This is a genomic window from Citrobacter sp. Cb004 (assembly GCF_030337065.1).
Taxonomy (GTDB): Bacteria; Pseudomonadota; Gammaproteobacteria; order Enterobacterales; family Enterobacteriaceae; genus Citrobacter; species Citrobacter braakii.
In genome coordinates this window covers 1-20,473 of record NZ_JAOWCH010000035.1, presented here as the reverse complement: position 1 = coordinate 20,473, position 20,473 = coordinate 1, and the positions used below count along the sequence as shown (strand labels likewise).

Below are 20,473 nucleotides of genomic sequence, written 5' to 3'. Positions count from 1 at the left end.
CGATTATCCCCTGCATCGGTCTGATACTCGAGATCATATGCTGGTTCAGGATTTCTACCGTAATCTGGATCACTTAAAGCGTGGAATTTACCCCTTATTTATTATTCTGTGAAATGGATCACCCCTTTAGGATTAATACTAAAAATAAGTGTACAAGCGACTTGAAATTTTGCTAACCACCTCAACATCTAATTGATGTGAGTCACATAATTCATCGGGCAGGCGTTGAAAAAAACGACTGTTATTGACAGGAGAACCCTTTGCGCTGGATACCATTACTTGCCATTTTTCTCTATGTTTACATAGAGATATCTATTTTTATTCAGGTTGCCCATGTCCTGGGTGTCCTGATGACGCTGATTTTGGTTATTTTTACGTCGGTTATCGGTATGTCTCTGGTTCGTAACCAGGGATTTAAAAATTTTTTACTGATGCAACAAAAAATGGCGGCTGGTGAAAGTCCTGCTGCAGAAATGATCAAGAGCGTGTCGCTGATCATTGCTGGTCTGCTGTTGGTACTGCCCGGTTTTTTCACCGATTTCCTCGGTCTTCTTCTTTTATTACCCCCGGTGCAAAAACATCTGACGATGAAACTGCTGCCGCATTTGCGTTTTTCGCGTATGCCGGGCGGTGGTTTCAGCGCCGGAACTGGGGGCGGTGAGACCTTTGATGGCGAATTTCAGCGCAAAGACGACGATCGCAACCGTATTGATCATAAAGACGATCCTCGGGATTAAGCATCAGTATGCGGGCCGGATAAGCGTGAGCACCATCCGGCAAAATGCTTATCTGCCGGATGACGGCGTCAACGTCGCCTTATCCGGCCTGCGGGGTAAAAACAGCCACAGCCCTGCCAGCATAATCAGCGCATACAGGCTCTTCCAGCCAACCATTGCCAATAGCAGCAGACACAGTAGACCGCCAATGACCGCCAGCATGCGATAATGCCCTTTCAGTAATCGACATCCCGCCAGCATGCACAGCAAATAAATCATAATAAAGATGCCGTTAGCATAGACGATTAACGCATCGAGATTGATTTTCAGCATATAGATGCACAACGTACTGATCACGCAGCAGCCCAATACGGCGTTTAGCGCATTGCGCGGAAGGTGACGGGGAGACAGACGCGCCAGATGACTTTCCGGCTTATATTGCGCTTGCGACCAGACGAGCCGGGCGAAGCTTTGAATATAAATGTTGAGACTGGCAAAACAGGCCAGATAACCAATGATGCAGGCGACCCACAGTGCCTGTACGCCAAATAACTGCACGACGATCTCTGGCAGTGAGGCCGCCGCCGCCATTTGCTCACCGTAGGCGCCAAAATGAAGCACGACGACGGTGCATGCCCAATAAACAGAGCCCGCAAGCAGCAGGCCGATCATCAGCGCGCGCGGGAAATCCCGCTCCGGGTTTTTGAATTCAGATGCCAGATGGGCAAACGCTTCAAGGCCAACAAAACACCAGAACATCACCGACAGCGCGGCGAACAGTCCGGGGAGCTCAATCTCGGTTATCGCAGGGAAGGGGATTTCGCCAGGTTTCACATCGCCCGCCCACCAGATGGCGACAATGAGGGCAACAATCAATCCGGCAATGACCGTTTGCAGATTAGCGCTAGAGCTGGCACCGTGGGAGCCGATATACCAAACCAATGCCAGCGTACCGAGCTCTGCCAACAGAAGCTGTTCGTCATGCCAGCCAAACATCGCCTGACCAAATCCGGCGGCAATATGTAATGCCGCAGGCAAGCCGACGGGAATCACCGACAAAAATAGCCATCCGGTGACGCGCTCCAGGCGTGAGCCAAAGGCCATACCAACAAAATGCGCCACGCCACCCGCGCTGGGAAAATGACGACCCAGTACGGCAAAGACAATCGCCACGGGAAAGACTAGAACAATCAGCACCGGCCAGGCCCACAGGCTGTTGTTGCCAGCCACCAGCGCGGCTAGCGCAGGGACGGCGAAAACGCCTGTACCTAGCAATGATGTCGACAACAGGCCAATGCCCTGAGCCAGTCCCAGCTCTTGTTTCAGTCCGCTCATAAGTTGTTATCCGGTTATGCCCATTGACCGGGCTACAGCGCAGATTTTTGATGGTATCACAATCGTATTTGCTTATGACGACGTGACTGAAATCGTTATAAAATGTGATGCGCGTCGGCGTTTTGACGGAATTTTCTGCTGATATAAATTTTTTTTCGCTTGCCCCCTTGAAGGTACAAAGCCCCATCCCCACTTCTCTGGTCACTAGCCGGGAAACCGTTCACGGGCCGGCGTCACCCATAACTGATAAAGACTTTCTCAAAGGAGAGCTATCAATGAGTATTCGTCCGTTACATGATCGTGTGATCGTCAAACGTAAAGAAGTTGAATCTAAATCTGCTGGCGGCATCGTACTGACCGGTTCTGCAGCAGGTAAGTCAACTCGTGGCGAAATCATCGCTGTCGGTAAGGGCCGCATCCTGGACAACGGTACCGTACAGCCGCTGGACGTTAAAGTCGGCGATATCGTTATTTTCAACGATGGCTACGGTGTTAAATCTGAGAAGATCGACAATGAAGAAGTGTTGATCATGTCTGAAAGTGACATCCTGGCAATTGTTGAAGCCTAATCCGCGAACGACACTGAACATACGAATTTAAGGGAAAGAGAAAATGGCAGCTAAAGACGTAAAATTCGGTAACGACGCTCGTGTGAAAATGCTGCGCGGCGTAAACGTACTGGCAGATGCAGTGAAAGTTACCCTCGGTCCAAAAGGCCGTAACGTAGTTCTGGATAAATCTTTCGGTGCACCGACCATCACTAAAGATGGTGTTTCCGTAGCCCGTGAAATCGAACTGGAAGACAAGTTCGAAAACATGGGGGCGCAGATGGTGAAAGAAGTTGCCTCTAAAGCGAACGACGCTGCAGGCGACGGTACCACCACCGCAACCGTACTGGCGCAGTCCATCATCACTGAAGGTCTGAAAGCCGTTGCTGCGGGCATGAACCCGATGGACCTGAAACGTGGTATCGACAAAGCTGTCGCTGCTGCCGTTGAAGAACTGAAAGCACTGTCCGTACCGTGCTCTGACTCTAAAGCGATTGCTCAGGTTGGTACTATCTCCGCTAACTCCGACGAAACCGTAGGTAAACTGATCGCTGAAGCGATGGACAAAGTCGGTAAAGAAGGCGTGATCACCGTTGAAGACGGTACCGGTCTGCAGGACGAACTGGACGTGGTTGAAGGTATGCAGTTCGACCGTGGTTACCTGTCTCCTTACTTCATCAACAAGCCGGAAACTGGCGCAGTAGAACTGGAAAGCCCGTTCATCCTGCTGGCTGACAAGAAAATCTCCAACATCCGCGAAATGCTGCCGGTGCTGGAAGCAGTAGCAAAAGCCGGTAAACCACTGCTGATCATCGCTGAAGATGTTGAAGGCGAAGCGCTGGCAACTCTGGTTGTTAACACCATGCGCGGTATCGTGAAAGTCGCGGCGGTTAAAGCGCCGGGCTTCGGCGACCGTCGTAAAGCAATGCTGCAGGATATCGCTACTCTGACCGGTGGTACCGTTATCTCTGAAGAGATCGGTATGGAGCTGGAAAAAGCAACTCTGGAAGATCTGGGTCAGGCGAAACGCGTTGTTATCAACAAAGACACCACCACCATCATTGATGGCGTGGGTGACGAGGCTGCAATCCAGGGTCGTGTGACTCAGATTCGTCAGCAGATCGAAGAAGCAACTTCCGACTACGACCGTGAAAAACTGCAGGAGCGCGTAGCGAAACTGGCAGGCGGCGTTGCGGTTATCAAAGTTGGTGCTGCGACTGAAGTTGAAATGAAAGAGAAGAAAGCCCGCGTTGAAGATGCCCTGCACGCGACCCGTGCTGCGGTAGAAGAAGGCGTGGTTGCTGGTGGTGGTGTTGCGCTGATTCGCGTAGCGTCTAAAATTGCCGGTCTGAAAGGTCAGAACGAAGACCAGAACGTAGGTATCAAAGTTGCGCTGCGCGCAATGGAATCTCCGCTGCGTCAAATCGTACTGAACTGCGGCGAAGAGCCGTCTGTAGTGGCTAACACCGTGAAAGCGGGTGACGGTAACTACGGTTACAACGCTGCAACTGAAGAATACGGTAACATGATCGACATGGGTATTCTGGATCCAACCAAAGTAACGCGTTCAGCTCTGCAGTACGCGGCTTCTGTTGCGGGTCTGATGATCACCACCGAGTGCATGGTTACTGACCTGCCGAAAGGCGATGCGCCTGACTTAGGTGCTGCTGGTGGTATGGGCGGCATGGGTGGAATGGGCGGCATGATGTAATTTAATCTTCATACTTCAAGCCGCAGGTTTATTGGCTGCGTTCGTTTACCCCAGTCACTTACTCATGTAAGTACCAGGGGATTCATGAACTTGCCGCCTGCCTGCAACTTGAATTATTTGATTAAATACGTATCTCGCGAAAAATGAGAAACCCTCGGGCAGAAATGTCCGGGGGTTTTTCTTTTGGTCATCTTTTTAGTATATGATTCAGCTACGGACATAACGTCCAGCTCATTGATTATGGGGAATGACATGCACGTGAAATATTTAGCAGGGATCGTTGGTGCCGCGCTACTGATGGCGGGTTGTAGCTCCAGCAACGAACTGAGTTCAGCCGGGCAAAGCGTACGCTTCGTCGAAGAGAAGCCTGGCGCAGAGTGTCAACTGATTGGCACTGCAACCGGTACGCAAAGCAACTGGCTTTCTGGCCAGCACGGCGAAGAGGGTGGCTCTATGCGTGGCGCAGCAAACGATCTGCGTAACCAGGCTGCGGCAATGGGTGGTAACGTGATTTATGGCGTCAGCAGCCCATCACAGGGAATGCTGTCCAGCTTTGTTCCTACTGCCAGTGAAATGACCGGGCAGGTTTATAAGTGCCCAAATTGATAAATGCTGTTGATGCCTGATGGCGACGCTAAAACGTCTTATCAGGCCTACGATACAAATTCGTCGGCCTGATAAGCGCAGCGACATCAGGCATTTTGAGCGTTATGCGCTGACTGAGCGCGTAAATGATGCAGCGCGCGCAGGCACTGATCCTGATTGAGCTTTTGCGCCTTATCACGCGTTAACGTTCTGACAAACACCTGGCACGGTACACCAGCAAGCTTTTTCAGCCGTGGGCTGAAATCGAGAAGACGGCGAGTAATGGCTTCGGCCTCTTTGCTGCCGGAAGGGGCGCGAGTTTTTACTACCGAACCACAGAACTGGGCTTTTCCTTGATCATCTGTATAGCGGTAAATAATCGCCAGATAATGATTAAACAGGCTTTTTTTCCATTCGGGGTGCGTATAAGAGTCGTATTCCAGATTGTCGTTTTCTTGGCAATCAACATCGTACAGCGGCAGGAAATCCAGCAGCGATGTAATTCGTAGCGCTAATTCCCGCATGCCAGCATTATTTATTGCATGAATAACAGCATGGACCAGCACCCGAATCTGTCGTTCATTAATCAGTAATTCACGCGTTTGTCCATCATGCAGTGTCAGAGAAAATGTTAAGTTTTCGCCTTTGTCATCCATTAACATCAGCGAATTTACGCGACGATTAATGTCGGCATTTTTTAGCTCATCTTCCTGAATCAAAGGAATATTTTCGTGCATCTTTTTGCTGACTTTATCGCATTCCTTCTCATATTGCGCATGCTCTTCTTCGCTAAGCTGATGTTTGACGGATAGCCTGCTTTCCAGGGCGATAAGCAGATCTCTTAGCCCAAGCGGAGAAAGAAAAAATAACGACGTTTTATTCCTTGGTTCTTTTATCTTTAATGCTAAAGCAATAAATTCATTCTTTTGACGAATAACACCGGTATTAATGCCTTTAATACTTATAGCCATAAAAGGTTCTCCCTAACCATATATTTATTAATATTCTGGATTTTGCTCTAATTATAAAAATTATGAATTAATAACTTTATAGCGCTAATTAAAATAGCACAAATTAAAAGCGTGGCTCCACTTGTGAGGATTTAAATAATAAGTAATCGTGGTGAGTGTCCGGATTCGGACACTCAATAATCATTATTGTTGGCGTAGTTGCAGATCCAACGGCGTTTTACTTGGCTCTCCGCCAATTTCACGCGCCAGTTTGGGGACCATATAGCCGGAAACCAACGTCAGCAGTTCACGCATAATGTGACGTGCCTCATCGTCGCTGACCATAAAGTGGGCGGCACCTTGCACTTTGTCCAGTACGTGCAGGTAATAGGGCATCACCCCCGCATCAAACAGGGCGTTGCTCAGGTTCGCCAGCGTTTGTGCGTTATCGTTCACGCCACGCAGCAAAACGCTTTGGTTGAGTAGGGTGACGCCAGCGGTACGCAGTCGGACCATCGCCTGGTGAAACGCCTCATCGACCTCATTGGCGTGGTTAATGTGGTTGACCAGCAGAACCTGCAGGGAGGAGCGCGCAAAGCGCTGGGCCAGTCCTTCAGTAATGCGCGCGGGGATCACAATCGGCAAACGGCTGTGAATGCGCAGACGCTTAATGTGCGGGATGGTTTCCAGTTGCGTGAGTAACCAGTCCAGTTCATGGTCCTTGGCCATTAGCGGATCACCACCGGAGAAGATAATCTCATCCAGCTCAGGATGCGCGCTAATGTAGTCCAGGGCGACCTGCCAGTTGCGCTTATTGCCCTGGTTTTCGGCATACGGGAAGTGTCGGCGGAAGCAATAGCGACAATTTACCGCGCAACCGCCTTTAACCAACAACAGCGCCCGATTGCGATATTTATGCAGCAAACCGGGGACCACGCTGTGCTGTTCTTCCAGCGGATCGGTCGAGTAGCCAGGTGCAGCAACAAACTCTTCCTGGGAAGTAAGTACCTGACGCAAAAGCGGATCGTCCGGATTGCCTTTTTCCATACGAGCAATAAAGGCGCGCGGTACGCGCAGGGCGAAAAGTCGTCTCGCGTCGCGCCCGGCCAACAGTTTTTCATCTGCGTCTATATTCAAAAGATGCAGAAGTTCATCAGGATCGGTCACAACATCGGCAAGTTGCGATAACCAATCTTCTCTGGATGGGGTATTTAGGGTTACAATATGCGCCATTTTGTGGCTTAGCTACCAGTTAACAATTTTCAGAGGGCCTTATGGCAACGTACTATAGCAACGATTTTCGTGCTGGTCTTAAAATCATGTTGGACGGCGAACCTTATGCGGTTGAAGCCAGCGAATTCGTTAAACCAGGTAAAGGCCAGGCATTTGCGCGCGTTAAGCTGCGTCGCCTGCTGACCGGTACTCGCGTAGAGAAAACCTTCAAGTCTACCGACTCCGCTGAAGGCGCAGACGTAGCCGACATGAACCTGACCTTCCTGTATAGCGACGGTGAGTTCTGGCACTTTATGAATAACACCACTTTCGAACAGCTGGCTGCAGACGAGAAAGCGGTAGGCGATAACGCTAAATGGCTGCTGGACCAGGCTGAATGCATCGTGACCCTGTGGAACGGTCAGCCGATCTCCGTGACTCCGCCAAACTTCGTTGAGCTGGAAGTCGTTGAAACCGACCCAGGTCTGAAAGGCGATACCGCTGGTACTGGCGGCAAACCGGCTACTCTGTCTACTGGCGCAGTCGTTAAAGTTCCGCTGTTCGTACAGATCGGTGAAGTGATCAAAGTGGATACTCGCTCCGGCGAATACGTTTCTCGCGTAAAATAAGATATCTATTTGATCTTATGGCGCAGGTTGCTGCGCCATACTTTTTCCAGGGCAGGAATGATGAAACGTCTTCTCAGTCTTGTAATGCTCATCCTTTTCACCAGCACTCTCCTGGCGGGTTGTAATACCGCGCGCGGCTTCGGTGAAGACATCAAACATCTTGGCAATTCAATCTCTCACGCCGCCAGCTAACACTCTCTCATAGTCTTAAAAACGGTTGTTTATCCATCACACTTGCGGATCTTGTCTATTATTAATGAGCTATACACAAACAATATTGGCTAGAAAAGGAAGACGTTATGGTTAAAAAGACAATTGCTGCGATCTTTTCTGTGTTGGTTCTTTCTTCAGTGTTGACTGCGTGCAATACCACGAAAGGTGTTGGGCAGGATATCTCTGAGGGCGGTAGCGCAATCTCTGGTGCAGCGACAAAAGCTCAACAATAATCATGAACGGTACGACGTCACGTCGTACCGTTAATTCCCCTTCCCGGGGAGTGAGAGAAATGGTGAGAAGCGGTTCCCCATGTGCAGTTTCATGCGGATATTCCGTTTATAGGTGTAGACCGTCTTGCCATGAATGCTGAGTGCGGCGGCTATCGCATTGTTACTCACACCATCCATCCACATCGACAATACTTTCTCCTCCTGCGGCGTAAGCAGCGGAGTCGCGTTTTCGGCTATTTCTAATGTGGGGCGAAGCTGTAGCGCCTCCTGAATCGTGTGTGAGAGCGCGTTCAGCGTGGTGTGCTTGGTTAAGACCGAATAGGCGACGGATTGAGAGGAAGCCATTGAGGTGTGCTGTCTTTCAACTGATTGCAGTAAAATCAGCGGGATGACGCCGCAGCTCATGAAAAAGGGTTTAATTGGCGGGCTGGTATGCGTCTCGCTAATAAAACTGTATAAATCCGCGATCACCAGATGCGGCTTCCACTGCAAAATATGCTCTTTTGCTAACAGGAGATTATTGATCCCTGACACAAGAAATGAGGAGCTGAACCTGCCAGAATGATTAAGCAAGGCCTCAATCCCTGTGCGGGTAAAGTGGCACCGGTCAATCACTAAAATTTTAAGCATAACCTTTTCGCATTCAGAAGAGAGGCAATCGACTTTCCGGATTCAGAAAGCCCTTCATCATAGAGAACTCCGATGAGTGCCAAATGCGGGAACTACGCCGCTAATTATGCTTAATTCTTGCTTTTAGCGGGCAGCGAATAAAAAGGTTGAAATTCATTTTCTCTCGGGCAAAAATGCCATTTCACACATCAGCTTTGCAGGACGACCTGCAAATGCTTCTTTCACCGGGGACGGCCCCATTGTTCTGGAGCCTGATATGTCCTGGATCGTATTATTAATTGCAGGTCTGCTCGAAGTTGTCTGGGCGATTGGCCTGAAATATACCCACGGTTTTACGCGTTTGACGCCAAGCATTATCACTATTGTGGCAATGATCGTCAGTATCGCCATGCTCTCCTGGGCAATGCGTACGTTGCCTGTAGGAACCGCCTATGCCGTATGGACCGGTATCGGCGCAGTCGGCGCGGCCATTACAGGGATTCTGCTGCTGGGAGAATCTGCCAGCCCGGCGCGGTTACTGAGCCTCGGGCTGATTGTGGCCGGTATTATTGGCCTCAAGCTGAGCACCCACTAAGCGCCAGGCTGTTTTACCCAAATCAGCTTATTCACCTCAAACCCTTCCCGGGTCGCGATGGCCAGCATTTGCTGTTTCATTTCATCTGAAATAGTAGGGGTCCGTGAAAGGATCCACAGGTAGTCGCGATCCGGCCCGCAAACCAGCGCGTGACGATATTCCCTGTCGAGGGCAATCACGTTATACCCGCCATAGAAGGGGCCAAAAAACGAGACCTTGAGCGCAGCGCGGTTTGGGGCGCCAGTGAAGTAGGCTTTCCCCTCCGTTTTCTGCCACATTCCTCTGTCCGGGTTATAGCCCTTGTTAATAACATTGATACCGCCGTCGTCGCGCAGGCTGTAGGTAGCAGTCACTTTTTCCAGTCCGCGCTCGAATCGATGGTCGAAACGCGCAATTTCATACCAGGTGCCCAGATAGCGTGTGGCATCAAAGTTATTTACTACGGTAACACCTTTCGGTGGTGTTGGGGTGCTGCAAGCGACAACCAGAAATGCAGCCGTAACTGCAGCAACGACGGGCAGAATGCGCATGGGATTTTCCTTGCTGGATTTTTGTTAAGTGTAGATGACAGCAGGAAAAAAAGAGAAAGAAAGGAAGCCCGATATCCAGGGCCTCCTTGTCCGTTACTGCAGTTTTTCAAGAATGCGCCAGGCGGCCTCGACGCGAACAGGGTTTGGGTAGCTCTTGTTTGCCAGCATCACGATGCCAAGGTTTTTTTCTGGAACGAAAGCAACATAGCTGCCGAATCCGCCAGTGGAGCCCGTTTTATGCACCCATGAGGCTTTCACGGCAGGCGCGGGCGGGTTTACCTCAACGGCAGGAAGCGCTGCCAGTGCTACTTTACTGTCGCTACCGCTAATTATCGAGTCGGCCTTCACCGGCCAGTTCAGCATCTCCCAACCCAGGCCCTGGTACATATCGCCAACACGCCAGTAACGTGACTGCGCAAGCTCGATGCCCTGCTGGAGCGTTTTCTCCTGAACCTGGCTGGCGTCCATGTTGGCCTGAACCCAACGGGTCATATCGATAACGCTCGATTTCACCCCGTAGGCTTCAGCATCAAGTTGGCCAGGGGATACATGCACAGGCTTTCCTTCGCGATAACCCCAGGCATAATCTTTTTGTTCGCTCTGCGGAACCGTAATCCAGGTATGCGCCAGTTTTAAGGGGTGCAGGACGCGTTTGGTCATCGCCTCTTCGTAGCTCATGCCTGAGGGGTTCACCGCCAGGGCGCCAAACAGACCAATGCTGGAGTTAGCATAAAGACGTTTAGCGCCTGGGGCCCATTGCGGCTGCCAGTTTTGATAAAAGCGTAGTAACGCGGCTTTATCCGTAACGTCGTCCGGAACCTGAAGCGGCAGGCCACCTGCCGTGTAGGTGGCTAAGTGCAGCAGGCTGATACCCTGCCACTGCTTACCCGTCAGTTCAGGCCAGTACTGCGTGACCGGATCGCTGAGCTTAATTTCGCCGCGGGCGATAGCATCGCCGCCCAGCACACCGTTGAACGTTTTACTGACCGATCCGAGTTCAAACAGCGTTTGTTGAGTGACTGGACGGTTATTGGCGATATCGGCTTTACCCCAGGTAAAGTAATAAGGTTTCCCTTGATAGATAATCGCAACGGCCATACCCGGAATTGCCTGCTCCTGCATCAGCGGTGTGATGGTGCGGTTAACGATATCGGCAATTTGTTGTTCTGTTTTTGCGGCGGCAAACGTGGAGAACGAAGCTGTCAGCAGCAGCGCGCAGCATATCGATTTTTTCATCATGAAATCAGTTCCGTAATTAAAAGCGAAAGGGTGTCCGGGCCCGTCAGACGTAATCAGTGTGTTTGATTTGCACCGTGTTGACAAACGGTTAAATTTAGCAGCAGATATAAGTTTTTCTAACAGGCCAGATAATGACGCGTAGCTATATCCCCCTTAACTCGCTGCGGGCTTTTGAAGCAGCGGCCAGACATCTCAGCTTTACCCGCGCTGCGATTGAGCTCAACGTGACGCATTCTGCAATAAGCCAGCATGTGAAAGCGCTGGAGCAACAGCTGAATTGTCAGCTTTTTGTGCGTGGTTCTCGAGGGTTAATGTTGACGACTGAAGGGGAAAGTCTGTTACCTGTACTTAATGACTCTTTCGATCGTATGGCGGGGATGCTGGATCGTTTTGCCACTAAACAGACTCAGGAAAAACTAAAAATTGGCGTGGTGGGGACCTTTGCGGTCGGTTGTCTTTTCCCTCTGTTGAGCGACTTTAAGCGCCACTGTCCGCATATTGATTTGCATATTTCCACCCACAATAACCGTGTGGATCCCACCGCCGAAGGGCTGGATTATACTATTCGCTACGGAGGAGGAGCCTGGCACGATACCGATGCGCAATATTTGTGTAGCGCGCTGATGTCTCCGCTGTGTTCACCGACATTGGCCTCGCAGATTAAAGCACCTGTGGACATCCTGAAATTTCCGTTATTACGATCGTATCGGCGTGATGAATGGACGCTTTGGATGCAGGCCGCCGGAGAAGCGCCTCCGTCACCGACGCACAACGTGGTGGTGTTTGACTCGTCCGTCTCAATGCTGGAAGCCGCGCAGGCGGGGATTGGTGTGGCAATTGCACCGGTTAGAATGTTCACGCATTTGCTCAGCAGTGAACGTATCGTGCAGCCTTTTTTAACGCAGATTGATCTGGGGAGTTACTGGATAACGCGTTTACAATCTCGTCCGGAGACGTCCGCGATGCGTGAGTTTTCCCGCTGGTTGACCGGGATGCTGCACTAATAAAAAGGCCCGCCATTGGCGGGCCTGATAATTAACGCATGCGATTAGATGGTCAGGATCCCAATAGCCGTTACAACGGTCAGGATAGCTGCCAGTCCGTAGAATACCCATTTGCCCGCAGGCACGTGGATTTTCAGGTCATGCATCGCGTGGTGCATACGGTGTAAACCACACCACAGCGGCAGAACGATCATCAGGAACAGAAACGCACGTCCGATGAAGCTCTGAGCGAATGCCAGTACGCGTTCATAGCTGAAAGCATCAGGAACAAAGCCCAGCGGCAGCATAATGCCGACCAGCAGGATCATCACCGGCGCAATGATTGCGCTCCACATACCGCCTGCACCAAACAGGCCCCAGAATACGGGTTCGTCAGAGCGTTTTGGATTTGGATTAATCATTCCGGACTCCTTACCAGAACAGGGCAACAAACAGTATTACTACTGTCGCAACCACAGTAACTGCCCAGAGACCTTTGATGATCGGCTCTGGCCCCATTTTTTCGTCTTTTACGATGATGTTGGCAGCTTTTGGCGCCAGCTCAAACCAGGTTTTGGTATGCAGCAGCGCAGCTGCCAGGGCGATAATATTCAGGATCACCACCACCGGGTTTTGCAAAAAGGCGACAAAGCCCATCCAGGACTCTGCACCATGCTTGAGTGCAAACAGGCCGATAATCAGTTCAATGCTGAACCAGACTGCCGGAACCGCCGTGCCTTCGCGCAGCATGTAAAAACGATAAAATGGCAGCTTTTTCCACCAGGTGGACGTCATTGGTCGCACATAGGGTTTGCGTTTAGTCGTCATCGTGCACTCCTTAGCGTGGTTTCAGGGTAGCGATAAGAAAGTCTTTTGAACTTTCAACTTTACCCTGCTGAATGGCCGCAGCCGGATCGACGTGTTTCGGGCAGACTTCGGAGCAGTAGCCCACAAAAGTACAGGACCAGACGCCGTTCGGGCTGTTCAACTGAGCCATACGCTCCTTCTTACCGTGGTCGCGGCTATCTTCGTTGTAACGATGCGCCAGCGTAATCGCAGCCGGTCCAATGAACTCTGGGTTCAGGCCGAACTGCGGGCACGCGGCGTAGCACAGACCACAGTTGATGCAACCGGAGAACTGATGATACTTCGCCATCTGCGCCGGAGTCTGGGTGTTTGGACCCTGATCCGGTGTACGCGGGTTACCGATGATGTACGGTTTGATCGCTTCCAGGCTTTCGATAAAGTGCGTCATGTCGACGACCAGATCGCGCTCAATCGGGAAGTTGCCCAGCGCTTCAACCTTCATGCCGTTGGTGTAATCACGCAGGAAGGTTTTGCACGCCAGTTTAGGTACATTGTTGACCATCATGCCGCAGGAGCCGCAGATCGCCATACGGCAGGACCAGCGGTAGCTCAGGTCCGGTGCCAGGTTATCCTTGATGTAGCCCAGCGCATCCAGCAGTGACGTGGTTTCATCATAAGGAACTTCGTAGAAAGCACTGTGCGGCGCGGTATCGGTTTCCGGGTTATAGCGCACCACCTCAACTTTCAGGTTTTTCATCTCAGCCATTCGCCTTCTCCTTCTTATCGGCTGCTTCCGCTTCGCCACCGTAAACACGTTTAGCCGGTGGCAGAGTGGTGATTTTCACGTCGCTGTATTCCAGGCGAGTCGTGCCGTCAGCATCGCGGAAGGCGAGGGTGTGTTTGAGGAAGTTCACATCGTCACGCTCGGTGCAGCCTTCATCCAGACGCTGATGCGCGCCGCGGGATTCTTTACGCGCCAGAGCAGAGTGCGCCATACATTCAGCAACGTTCAGACCGTGACCCAGTTCGATGGTGTACAGCAGGTCGGTGTTGAAGACGCTGGAGGTATCAGTGATACGGACGCGCTTGAAGCGTTCCTGCAGCTCCGCCAGTTTATCAACGGTTTTCTGCATGAGTTCCGGTGTACGGTAGATACCGCAACCTTCTTCCATGGACAGGCCCATTTCGTCACGGATCTTAGACCAGTTTTCGTTACCTTCCTGGTTAACCAGATCTTTCAGACGTTTTTCAACGCCAGCAACCTGCGCATCGAGCGCGGCACTGTTTGCAGCGCCAGCCGTTGCAGCACGTTCTGCAGCCTGTTCACCGGCCATACGACCGAAGACCACCAGTTCCGCCAGGGAGTTAGAACCCAGACGGTTAGCGCCATGCAGACCAACAGAGGAACATTCGCCCACAGCGAACAGACCTTTAATGCGGGTTTCACAGTGCTGATCGGTTTCGATACCGCCCATGGTGTAGTGCGCGGTAGGACGTACCGGGATCGGCTCTTTAACCGGATCGACACCCACGTAGGCTTTCGCCAGTTCGCAGATGAACGGTAAACGTTCGAGCAGTTTTTTCTCGCCGAGGTGACGCAGGTCGAGGTGAACCACATCGCCACGCGGGGTGGAAATGGTGTTGCCTTTACGCCATTCGTGCCAGAAAGCCTGAGAAACTTTGTCGCGCGGACCGAGTTCCATGTATTTGTTTTTCGGTTCGCCCAGCGGGGTTTCCGGACCCATGCCGTAATCTTGCAGATAACGGTAGCCGTTTTTGTTGACCAGGATACCGCCTTCACCACGGCAGCCTTCGGTCATCAGGATACCAGAGCCTGGCAGACCCGTCGGGTGATACTGAACGAATTCCATATCACGCAGCGGAACGCCGTGGCTCAGCGCCATGCCCATACCGTCGCCAGTTACGATGCCGCCGTTGGTGTTGTAACGGTAAACACGACCTGCGCCGCCCGTTGCCATCACAACAGCATTAGCACGGATCTGCATCAGCGTGCCTTCCATCATGTTCATGGCAACCAGGCCGCGAGCATGGCCATCATCAACCAGGATATCCAGAACGAAGTGTTCGTCAAAGCGCTGAATCTGCGGGAACTGCAAAGATGTTTGGAACAGCGTATGCAACATGTGGAAGCCGGTTTTATCCGCGGCAAACCAGGTACGCTCGATTTTCATACCGCCGAAGCGACGTACGTTGACGCTACCGTCTTCACGGCGGCTCCATGGGCAGCCCCATTGTTCCAGTTGCGTCATTTCAGTTGGGCAGTGGTGGACAAAGTAATCCACGACATCCTGCTCACACAGCCAGTCTCCGCCTGCTACCGTATCGTGAAAATGGTAGTCAAAGCTGTCATGATCCTGCGCGACAGCAGCAGAGCCGCCTTCGGCAGCAACGGTATGGCTGCGCATTGGGTACACTTTTGAGATCAGTGCGATTTTAGCGTTGGGATTTGCTTGTGCGGCAGCAATTGCAGCACGTAATCCCGCGCCACCGGCGCCTATAATGGCAAGATCGGCTTGAAAGGTTTGCACGACATTCCTCCAGATTGTTGTTATTTCATTCCTGCCTGAAATCAGATGCTTCATCGGCTTCAAACAGGTTATGAACGCGTTTCCACTGCTCCTTTATAGGTACAATAGTATAGTCTCAGGGATGTGCGGGAAATTTGACGTGTTCGATTTTTTTAGCGTGTCAAAGGGGGGAATTATCATTGAATTTGATTAATTTAATTACTAAACCACCCCATGTCGCTTTTTTTATCCAATTGCCAGTGTGGATTATTGGCGTGCGAAATTTGTCTCGTTAACGCGATACGAGTAGACTTCGTGCCCTTGTCTTAAATCGGAGAAACAACCATGAGCGAAACGGCAACCTGGCAGCCGAGCGCGTCCATCCCCAATCTGTTAAAACGTGCAGCAATTATAGCGGAGATTCGCCGCTTTTTTGCCGATCGTGGCGTGCTTGAGGTTGAGACCCCTTGTATGAGTCAGGCAACGGTAACGGACATCCATCTGTTCCCGTTCGAAACGCGTTTCGTCGGCCCTGGACACTCCCAGGGAATGAATCTCTATTTAATGACCAGCCCGGAATACCATATGAAGCGCCTGCTGGTGGCAGGATGCGGCCCGGTGTATCAACTGTGCCGCAGCTTCCGTAATGAAGAGATGGGGCGTCATCATAACCCTGAATTCACCATGCTCGAGTGGTATCGTCCGCACTACGATATGTATCGCCTGATGAATGAAGTGGATGATTTGCTCCAGCAGGTGCTGGACTGCTCACCTGCGGAAAGTATCTCTTACCAGCAAGCCTTCCAGCGCCATCTGGAGATAGACCCGCTGTCTGCAGATAAAACCCAACTGCGGGAAGTGGCGGCGAAATTGGATCTCAGTAATATCGCCGATACCGAAGAAGACCGGGACACCTTACTGCAGTTGCTGTTTACGATGGGCGTTGAGCCGCATATTGGCAAAGACAAACCGACGTTTGTGTATCATTTCCCGGCCAGCCAGGCATCACTGGCGCAAATCAGTACCGAAGATCACCGCGTGGCTGAACGTTTCGAGGTTTACTACAAAGGTATTGAGCTGGCGAATGGTTTCCATGAATTGACCGACGCGCGCGAACAGCAGCAGCGGTTTGAACAGGATAACCGCAAACGTGCCGCGCGTGGCTTGCCGCAGCAGCCTATCGACACCAACCTGCTTGAAGCGTTAAAAGTGGGGATGCCGGATTGCTCTGGCGTGGCGCTGGGCGTTGACCGTCTGGTGATGCTGGCGCTGGGCGCAGAGAGCCTGGCCGAGGTTATCGCATTTACCGTCGATCGCGCGTAACGCACTCTCCTTCCATACAAAGTGGCGGTAAAATGGCCACTTTGTAGCATATTTTTTCATTTACCCTCTAATAGCCACAATTTACTCCTGGATATTTGATATCGTTCAGGTATCAATTCTGTGTTGATTTTTCTATCGCTGAACTCTGAAAAGAGGGCAGTGCCAACCGGTGAGTGGCGTTTGTTAAACGCTTGCCAGAGTAAGGGATGGTTTAATGACCCAAACAATAAAAAAGATGAGCCTAATAGGTCTCATCCTCATGATATTTACGTCTGTTTTCGGTTTTGCGAATAGCCCCTCCGCATTCTATTTAATGGGGTATAGCGCGATTCCGTGGTATATATTTTCTGCATTATTATTCTTTATCCCATTTGCTTTAATGATGGCGGAAATGGGGGCTGCCTATCGGAAAGAAGAGGGCGGAATCTATTCGTGGATGAATAATAGCGTTGGGCCACGCTATGCGTTTATCGGCACGTTTATGTGGTTTTCTTCCTATGTAATATGGATGGTAAGTACCGCAGCGAAAGTTTGGGTACCTTTTTCAACCTTCTTATTTGGCGCAGACATGACGCAGCATTGGCGTTTTGCGGGGCTTGAGCCTACGCAGGTCGTCGGGTTGCTCGCCGTCGGTTGGATGATTCTGGTAACCTGCGTGGCCTCCCGGGGTATTAATAAGATTGCTCGTATTACGGCTGTAGGCGGAATTGCCGTAATGTGTCTTAATTTAGTTCTGTTGTTAGTGAGTGTCGCTATTTTGTTATTAACTGGTGGTCACTTTGCGCAGGATATTAATTTCATCTCCTCGCCTAATCCGGGATATCAGTCCGGTCTGGCCATGTTGTCATTTGTTGTGTTTGCCATTTTTGCATACGGCGGAATAGAAGCCGTGGGGGGATTAGTTGATAAAACAGAAAAGCCAGAAAAGAACTTTGCGAAAGGCATTGTCTTTGCCGCGATTGTCATTTCTGTCGGTTATTCACTGGCCATATTTTTATGGGGCGTTAGCACCAACTGGCAGCAAGTATTAAGCAATAGCTCGGTCAACCTCGGCAATATAACGTATATCCTGATGAAAATCCTCGGGATGACGTTAGGTAACGCGCTGCATGTTTCTCCTGAAACCGCGATGGCGACGGGGGTGTGGTTCGCGCGTATCACCGGGCTTTCTATGTTTCTCGCTTATACCGGCGCTTTTTTCACGCTCAGCTATTCGCCACTGAAAGCGATTATTCAGGGAACGCCGAAGGCGCTGTGGCCAGCGCCAATGACCAAACTGAATGCCGTGGGGATGCCGACGACGGCAATGTGGTTGCAGTGCCTGCTGGTGAGCCTGTTTATCCTGCTGGTTTCGTTTGGCGGCGATACGGCTTCAGCGTTCTATAACAAACTGACGCTGATGGCGAACGTCTCGATGACGCTGCCGTATCTGTTCCTCGCGCTGGCGTTTCCGTTCTTTAAAGCCCGTACGGGCCTGGAAAGACCGTTTGTTGTCTTTAAAACCCGAGCGGCGACGTTACTGGCCACATCGGTGGTTGTGCTGGTGGTGACGTTTGCCAATGTGTTCACCATCATCCAGCCGGTGATTGAAGCTGGGGGCTGGAACAGCGCATTGTGGATGACCGGAGGCCCGATCTTCTTCTCGCTGTTGGCAATGGCGATTTATCAGAACTACAGCCGTCGTATGGTGAAACTCCCCCGGTGGGTGACAGACTAAGGAAAGATAAATATTGAATTTCCGCAAAGCCCGATAGGGATACCGTCCGGGCTTTGTTCGTATTAAATCATTTTTATAATTTATCAAAATGATATTCGTGTGTATATCTTTTGATATATTTATTATGACAATCATCTTGGGTGATATTGTATAATTGGAAATGATTGCTGCTATGAATTTATTTTAAAAAATATAACTTCTGATTTTTCCTTTTATGCTTGTGATGTCTGTCTCATTACTGGTTGAGAATCATGGCTATTGTTAGGTCAATGTTTACATTGCCTTGGTGATTAAATTTTTATGATGATCAGCTCTCCGCCATTTTGTGAGATAGACGAATATGGTTTTCCTCATTGGAACGGGTTGGATTTTTTCCGTTGGTATGCCCTGCCTACCAATTGGCGTTTTATGACTGGGAAATCATATCTTTAGTATTATAAAACGGCTTGGTTAATTCACCATAGAACTATTATAAAACAATGTGCTTATGAAGCAAGAGTCCCAGAATTACTCCTTGCAGGTGTTGCTGTCGCAGAAGTTGGCGGAACTCCAGAGAGATTTAAAGGTGTTGGTGTTCTGCAATTTAGACAGGTAATTGAAGAAGTATTGGGAAAGAGCAGCAATGAATGGTCGAATGCTACATCTGTCGGTTCAGTTGCTATCCAGATAGGCGTTGCAGCAAGAACAATAGGTATTCACCCAGATAAACTGACTCATTTTCAGCAATTCCGCTTGTCGCAGTGTTTGCTTGATAACCACTTTAATATTCGGGTGGTAGCATTCCATTTACGCGATCTTATTTTATATGACAATCCAGATTCTGATACTATGTACTTGACAGATGAACAAATAATATTGGCTGGTTCTAGATATAATCGTGGAACCATGAGAAATAAAAAGGATATTATCCAATCTATTAGTGAACAACCCGGTTTTCCGGATCGTGAGTATAGTGAATATGGTCGTCGAATTATAGAAAAGAAAGATGCAATACTTAAAATTATGCGAGGCGGCTAATGAGTTGGAAGTCTTTTACATTGAATTTCATCTGGGGCATAGTTAGCATTATATTGATAATTATGTTTTCAACTCAGGACAAGGAATGGTTTATTGACGGCAGGGGAATCAATAATGTCTGTGATGTCATGGATTATATTGAGGACGACGATGTTCGTTCTGTGGGCATAATCTTAACACTACCTCTGTTTATTCCTTTTATCTATGCGATCGTATGGAGAAGACGGTGATGCTGCCAACTTACTGATTTAGTGTATGATGGTGTTTTTGAGGTGCTCCAGTGGCTTCTGTTTCTATCAGCTGTCCCTCCTGTTCAGCTACTGACGGGGTGGTGCGTAACGGCAAAAGCACTGCCGGACATCAGCGCTATCTCTGCTCTCACTGCCGTAAAACATGGCAACTGCAGTTCACTTACACCGCTTCTCAACCCGGTACGCACCAGAAAATCATTGATATGGCCATGAATGGCGTTGGATGCCGGGCAACCGCCCGCATTATGGGCGTTGGCCTCAACACGATTTTCCGCCATTTAAAAAACTCAGGCCGCAGTCGGTAACCTCGCGCATACAGCCGGGCAGTGACGTCATCGTCTGCGCGGAAATGGACGAACAGTGGGGATACGTCGGGGCTAAATCGCGCCAGCGCTGGCTGTTTTACGCGTATGACAGGCTCCGGAAGACGGTTGTTGCGCACGTATTCGGTGAACGCACTATGGCGACGCTGGGGCGTCTTATGAGCCTGCTGTCACCCTTTGACGTGGTGATATGGATGACGGATGGCTGGCCGCTGTATGAATCCCGCCTGAAGGGAAAGCTGCACGTAATCAGCAAGCGATATACGCAGCGAATTGAGCGGCATAACCTGAATCTGAGGCAGCACCTGGCACGGCTGGGACGGAAGTCGCTGTCGTTCTCAAAATCGGTGGAGCTGCATGACAAAGTCATCGGGCATTATCTGAACATAAAACACTATCAATAAGTTGGAGTCATTACC

The 20,473-nt window shown here is 50.4% G+C and carries 24 protein-coding genes; 14 read left to right on the top strand and 10 right to left on the bottom strand.

Going from position 1 to position 20,473, the window contains the following annotated elements; genetic code table 11:
• The first annotated feature begins 260 nt into the window (after window positions 1–260).
• A complete protein-coding gene (locus OGV65_RS02820) occupies window positions 261–737 on the top strand; it encodes an FxsA family protein (RefSeq protein ID WP_016151389.1) in 477 nt (158 codons plus the stop codon).
• A gap of 48 nt (window positions 738–785) precedes the next feature.
• Here OGV65_RS02820 and yjeH read toward each other — a convergent pair whose 3' ends face one another.
• Window positions 786–2,051 carry an L-methionine/branched-chain amino acid transporter gene (yjeH, locus tag OGV65_RS02815; protein WP_095715376.1) on the bottom strand — a complete coding sequence of 422 codons (1,266 nt, stop codon included), beginning with the start codon at window positions 2,049–2,051 and terminating at the stop codon, window positions 786–788.
• 275 nt (window positions 2,052–2,326) lie between these two features.
• Here yjeH and OGV65_RS02810 point away from each other — a divergent pair, with 275 nt between their 5' ends.
• The 3 genes from OGV65_RS02810 (at window position 2,327) to OGV65_RS02800 (ending at window position 4,916) form a co-directional block, all read left to right on the top strand.
• A complete protein-coding gene (locus OGV65_RS02810; RefSeq protein ID WP_000027827.1) occupies window positions 2,327–2,620 on the top strand; it encodes a co-chaperone GroES in 294 nt (97 codons plus the stop codon).
• Between the two features lie 43 nt (window positions 2,621–2,663).
• Window positions 2,664–4,310, top strand: coding sequence for a chaperonin GroEL (gene groL / locus OGV65_RS02805; RefSeq protein ID WP_003025464.1), 1,647 nt, complete (start codon window positions 2,664–2,666; stop codon window positions 4,308–4,310).
• A 252-nt stretch (window positions 4,311–4,562) separates the two neighbouring features.
• Complete coding sequence (locus OGV65_RS02800) at window positions 4,563–4,916, top strand: DUF4156 domain-containing protein (protein WP_016151391.1); 354 nt, start codon at window positions 4,563–4,565, stop codon at window positions 4,914–4,916.
• A gap of 86 nt (window positions 4,917–5,002) precedes the next feature.
• Here the strand turns inward: OGV65_RS02800 and yjeJ are convergent, their stop codons facing one another.
• Together yjeJ and epmB are read right to left on the bottom strand one after the other, a co-directional pair.
• Window positions 5,003–5,866 (bottom strand): YjeJ family protein, encoded by an 864-nt coding sequence (yjeJ, locus tag OGV65_RS02795; RefSeq protein WP_235117273.1) that lies wholly within the window; start codon window positions 5,864–5,866, stop codon window positions 5,003–5,005.
• A 183-nt stretch (window positions 5,867–6,049) separates the two neighbouring features.
• Complete coding sequence (epmB, locus tag OGV65_RS02790) at window positions 6,050–7,078, bottom strand: EF-P beta-lysylation protein EpmB (RefSeq protein ID WP_047500032.1); 1,029 nt, start codon at window positions 7,076–7,078, stop codon at window positions 6,050–6,052.
• Window positions 7,079–7,119: 41 nt separating this feature from the next.
• Here epmB and efp point away from each other — a divergent pair, with 41 nt between their 5' ends.
• From efp to ecnB, 3 genes are all read left to right on the top strand, one after another.
• Window positions 7,120–7,686 (top strand): elongation factor P, encoded by a 567-nt coding sequence (gene efp / locus OGV65_RS02785; RefSeq protein WP_003025478.1) that lies wholly within the window; start codon window positions 7,120–7,122, stop codon window positions 7,684–7,686.
• Between the two features lie 57 nt (window positions 7,687–7,743).
• The gene (gene ecnA, locus OGV65_RS02780) at window positions 7,744–7,878 is read left to right on the top strand and encodes a lipoprotein antitoxin entericidin A (protein WP_016151394.1); all 135 of its coding nucleotides are present in this window, start codon (window positions 7,744–7,746) and stop codon (window positions 7,876–7,878) included.
• Between the two features lie 107 nt (window positions 7,879–7,985).
• Complete coding sequence (gene ecnB / locus OGV65_RS02775; protein ID WP_016151395.1) at window positions 7,986–8,132, top strand: lipoprotein toxin entericidin B; 147 nt, start codon at window positions 7,986–7,988, stop codon at window positions 8,130–8,132.
• Between the two features lie 30 nt (window positions 8,133–8,162).
• On the opposite strand, the gene OGV65_RS02770 is transcribed toward ecnB, so the two are convergent.
• Window positions 8,163–8,762, bottom strand: a complete 600-nt coding sequence (locus OGV65_RS02770; RefSeq protein WP_046275848.1) for a helix-turn-helix transcriptional regulator — start codon at window positions 8,760–8,762, stop codon at window positions 8,163–8,165.
• Window positions 8,763–9,018: 256 nt separating this feature from the next.
• Here OGV65_RS02770 and sugE point away from each other — a divergent pair, with 256 nt between their 5' ends.
• The gene (sugE, locus tag OGV65_RS02765) at window positions 9,019–9,336 is read left to right on the top strand and encodes a quaternary ammonium compound efflux SMR transporter SugE (protein ID WP_016151397.1); all 318 of its coding nucleotides are present in this window, start codon (window positions 9,019–9,021) and stop codon (window positions 9,334–9,336) included.
• Here the strand turns inward: sugE and OGV65_RS02760 are convergent.
• The gene (locus tag OGV65_RS02760; RefSeq protein WP_204552603.1) at window positions 9,333–9,866 is read right to left on the bottom strand and encodes a lipocalin family protein; all 534 of its coding nucleotides are present in this window, start codon (window positions 9,864–9,866) and stop codon (window positions 9,333–9,335) included. The two genes, sugE and OGV65_RS02760, sit on opposite strands and share 4 nt — an antisense overlap.
• Window positions 9,867–9,959: 93 nt before the next feature.
• Entirely contained in the window at window positions 9,960–11,105 is a 1,146-nt protein-coding gene (gene blaCMY, locus OGV65_RS02755; protein WP_216403879.1) for a CMY-2 family class C beta-lactamase, read from the bottom strand.
• A gap of 131 nt (window positions 11,106–11,236) precedes the next feature.
• Here blaCMY and ampR point away from each other — a divergent pair, with 131 nt between their 5' ends.
• The gene (gene ampR, locus OGV65_RS02750) at window positions 11,237–12,109 is read left to right on the top strand and encodes a LysR family transcriptional regulator AmpR (protein ID WP_286454566.1); all 873 of its coding nucleotides are present in this window, start codon (window positions 11,237–11,239) and stop codon (window positions 12,107–12,109) included.
• A gap of 44 nt (window positions 12,110–12,153) precedes the next feature.
• Here ampR and frdD read toward each other — a convergent pair whose 3' ends face one another.
• The 4 genes from frdD to frdA are packed head-to-tail and all read right to left on the bottom strand — an operon-like array spanning window position 12,154 to window position 15,444.
• A complete protein-coding gene (frdD, locus tag OGV65_RS02745; protein ID WP_003025535.1) occupies window positions 12,154–12,510 on the bottom strand; it encodes a fumarate reductase subunit FrdD in 357 nt (118 codons plus the stop codon).
• Between the two features lie 10 nt (window positions 12,511–12,520).
• Window positions 12,521–12,916, bottom strand: coding sequence for a fumarate reductase subunit FrdC (gene frdC / locus OGV65_RS02740; RefSeq protein ID WP_016151401.1), 396 nt, complete (start codon window positions 12,914–12,916; stop codon window positions 12,521–12,523).
• Between the two features lie 10 nt (window positions 12,917–12,926).
• On the bottom strand, window positions 12,927–13,661 hold the full coding sequence (gene frdB / locus OGV65_RS02735) for a fumarate reductase iron-sulfur protein (RefSeq protein WP_006686291.1): 735 nt from the start codon (window positions 13,659–13,661) through the stop codon (window positions 12,927–12,929).
• Entirely contained in the window at window positions 13,654–15,444 is a 1,791-nt protein-coding gene (gene frdA, locus OGV65_RS02730) for a fumarate reductase (quinol) flavoprotein subunit (RefSeq protein WP_016151402.1), read from the bottom strand. The genes frdB and frdA overlap by 8 nt, the downstream gene beginning before the upstream one ends.
• A gap of 324 nt (window positions 15,445–15,768) precedes the next feature.
• Here frdA and epmA point away from each other — a divergent pair, with 324 nt between their 5' ends.
• From epmA to OGV65_RS02705, 5 genes are all read left to right on the top strand, one after another.
• Window positions 15,769–16,746 (top strand): elongation factor P--(R)-beta-lysine ligase, encoded by a 978-nt coding sequence (epmA, locus tag OGV65_RS02725; protein WP_153689804.1) that lies wholly within the window; start codon window positions 15,769–15,771, stop codon window positions 16,744–16,746.
• Window positions 16,747–16,960: 214 nt separating this feature from the next.
• Window positions 16,961–18,463: a glutamate/gamma-aminobutyrate family transporter YjeM gene (gene yjeM / locus OGV65_RS02720; protein WP_286454565.1), complete on the top strand. Its 1,503-nt coding sequence runs from the start codon at window positions 16,961–16,963 to the stop codon at window positions 18,461–18,463.
• A gap of 453 nt (window positions 18,464–18,916) precedes the next feature.
• On the top strand, window positions 18,917–19,480 hold the full coding sequence (locus OGV65_RS02715) for a hypothetical protein (protein WP_286454568.1): 564 nt from the start codon (window positions 18,917–18,919) through the stop codon (window positions 19,478–19,480).
• Window positions 19,480–19,710: a DUF2645 family protein gene (locus OGV65_RS02710; protein WP_502874457.1), complete on the top strand. Its 231-nt coding sequence runs from the start codon at window positions 19,480–19,482 to the stop codon at window positions 19,708–19,710. Before OGV65_RS02715 ends, OGV65_RS02710 begins: the two co-directional genes overlap by 1 nt.
• Before the next feature lie 50 nt (window positions 19,711–19,760).
• Window positions 19,761–20,458 (top strand): IS1-like element IS1B family transposase gene (locus tag OGV65_RS02705; protein ID WP_095033700.1). Its coding sequence is split into 2 segments (ribosomal slippage): window positions 19,761–20,010 and window positions 20,010–20,458, totalling 699 coding nucleotides; the frame shifts between segments, so codons are not numbered across the junction.
• Window positions 20,459–20,473 lie beyond the last annotated feature (15 nt).

What these genes read in the sequence shown, in the direction of transcription:
- yjeM (WP_286454565.1), top strand. Translation starts at nt 16,961, where the DNA reads ATGACCCAAACAATAAAAAAGATGAGCCTAATAGGTCTCATCCTCATG.
- epmB (WP_047500032.1), bottom strand. Translation starts at nt 7,078, where the DNA reads ATGGCGCATATTGTAACCCTAAATACCCCATCCAGAGAAGATTGGTTA.
- yjeH (WP_095715376.1), bottom strand. Translation starts at nt 2,051, where the DNA reads ATGAGCGGACTGAAACAAGAGCTGGGACTGGCTCAGGGCATTGGCCTG.
- yjeJ (WP_235117273.1), bottom strand. Translation starts at nt 5,866, where the DNA reads ATGGCTATAAGTATTAAAGGCATTAATACCGGTGTTATTCGTCAAAAG.
- epmA (WP_153689804.1), top strand. Translation starts at nt 15,769, where the DNA reads ATGAGCGAAACGGCAACCTGGCAGCCGAGCGCGTCCATCCCCAATCTG.
- frdD (WP_003025535.1), bottom strand. Translation starts at nt 12,510, where the DNA reads ATGATTAATCCAAATCCAAAACGCTCTGACGAACCCGTATTCTGGGGC.
- OGV65_RS02800 (WP_016151391.1), top strand. Translation starts at nt 4,563, where the DNA reads ATGCACGTGAAATATTTAGCAGGGATCGTTGGTGCCGCGCTACTGATG.
- OGV65_RS02760 (WP_204552603.1), bottom strand. Translation starts at nt 9,866, where the DNA reads ATGCGCATTCTGCCCGTCGTTGCTGCAGTTACGGCTGCATTTCTGGTT.
- OGV65_RS02810 (WP_000027827.1), top strand. Translation starts at nt 2,327, where the DNA reads ATGAGTATTCGTCCGTTACATGATCGTGTGATCGTCAAACGTAAAGAA.
- efp (WP_003025478.1), top strand. Translation starts at nt 7,120, where the DNA reads ATGGCAACGTACTATAGCAACGATTTTCGTGCTGGTCTTAAAATCATG.
- sugE (WP_016151397.1), top strand. Translation starts at nt 9,019, where the DNA reads ATGTCCTGGATCGTATTATTAATTGCAGGTCTGCTCGAAGTTGTCTGG.
- OGV65_RS02770 (WP_046275848.1), bottom strand. Translation starts at nt 8,762, where the DNA reads ATGCTTAAAATTTTAGTGATTGACCGGTGCCACTTTACCCGCACAGGG.
- ecnB (WP_016151395.1), top strand. Translation starts at nt 7,986, where the DNA reads ATGGTTAAAAAGACAATTGCTGCGATCTTTTCTGTGTTGGTTCTTTCT.
- ecnA (WP_016151394.1), top strand. Translation starts at nt 7,744, where the DNA reads ATGATGAAACGTCTTCTCAGTCTTGTAATGCTCATCCTTTTCACCAGC.
- blaCMY (WP_216403879.1), bottom strand. Translation starts at nt 11,105, where the DNA reads ATGATGAAAAAATCGATATGCTGCGCGCTGCTGCTGACAGCTTCGTTC.
- frdB (WP_006686291.1), bottom strand. Translation starts at nt 13,661, where the DNA reads ATGGCTGAGATGAAAAACCTGAAAGTTGAGGTGGTGCGCTATAACCCG.
- ampR (WP_286454566.1), top strand. Translation starts at nt 11,237, where the DNA reads ATGACGCGTAGCTATATCCCCCTTAACTCGCTGCGGGCTTTTGAAGCA.
- frdC (WP_016151401.1), bottom strand. Translation starts at nt 12,916, where the DNA reads ATGACGACTAAACGCAAACCCTATGTGCGACCAATGACGTCCACCTGG.
- groL (WP_003025464.1), top strand. Translation starts at nt 2,664, where the DNA reads ATGGCAGCTAAAGACGTAAAATTCGGTAACGACGCTCGTGTGAAAATG.
- OGV65_RS02710 (WP_502874457.1), top strand. Translation starts at nt 19,480, where the DNA reads ATGAGTTGGAAGTCTTTTACATTGAATTTCATCTGGGGCATAGTTAGC.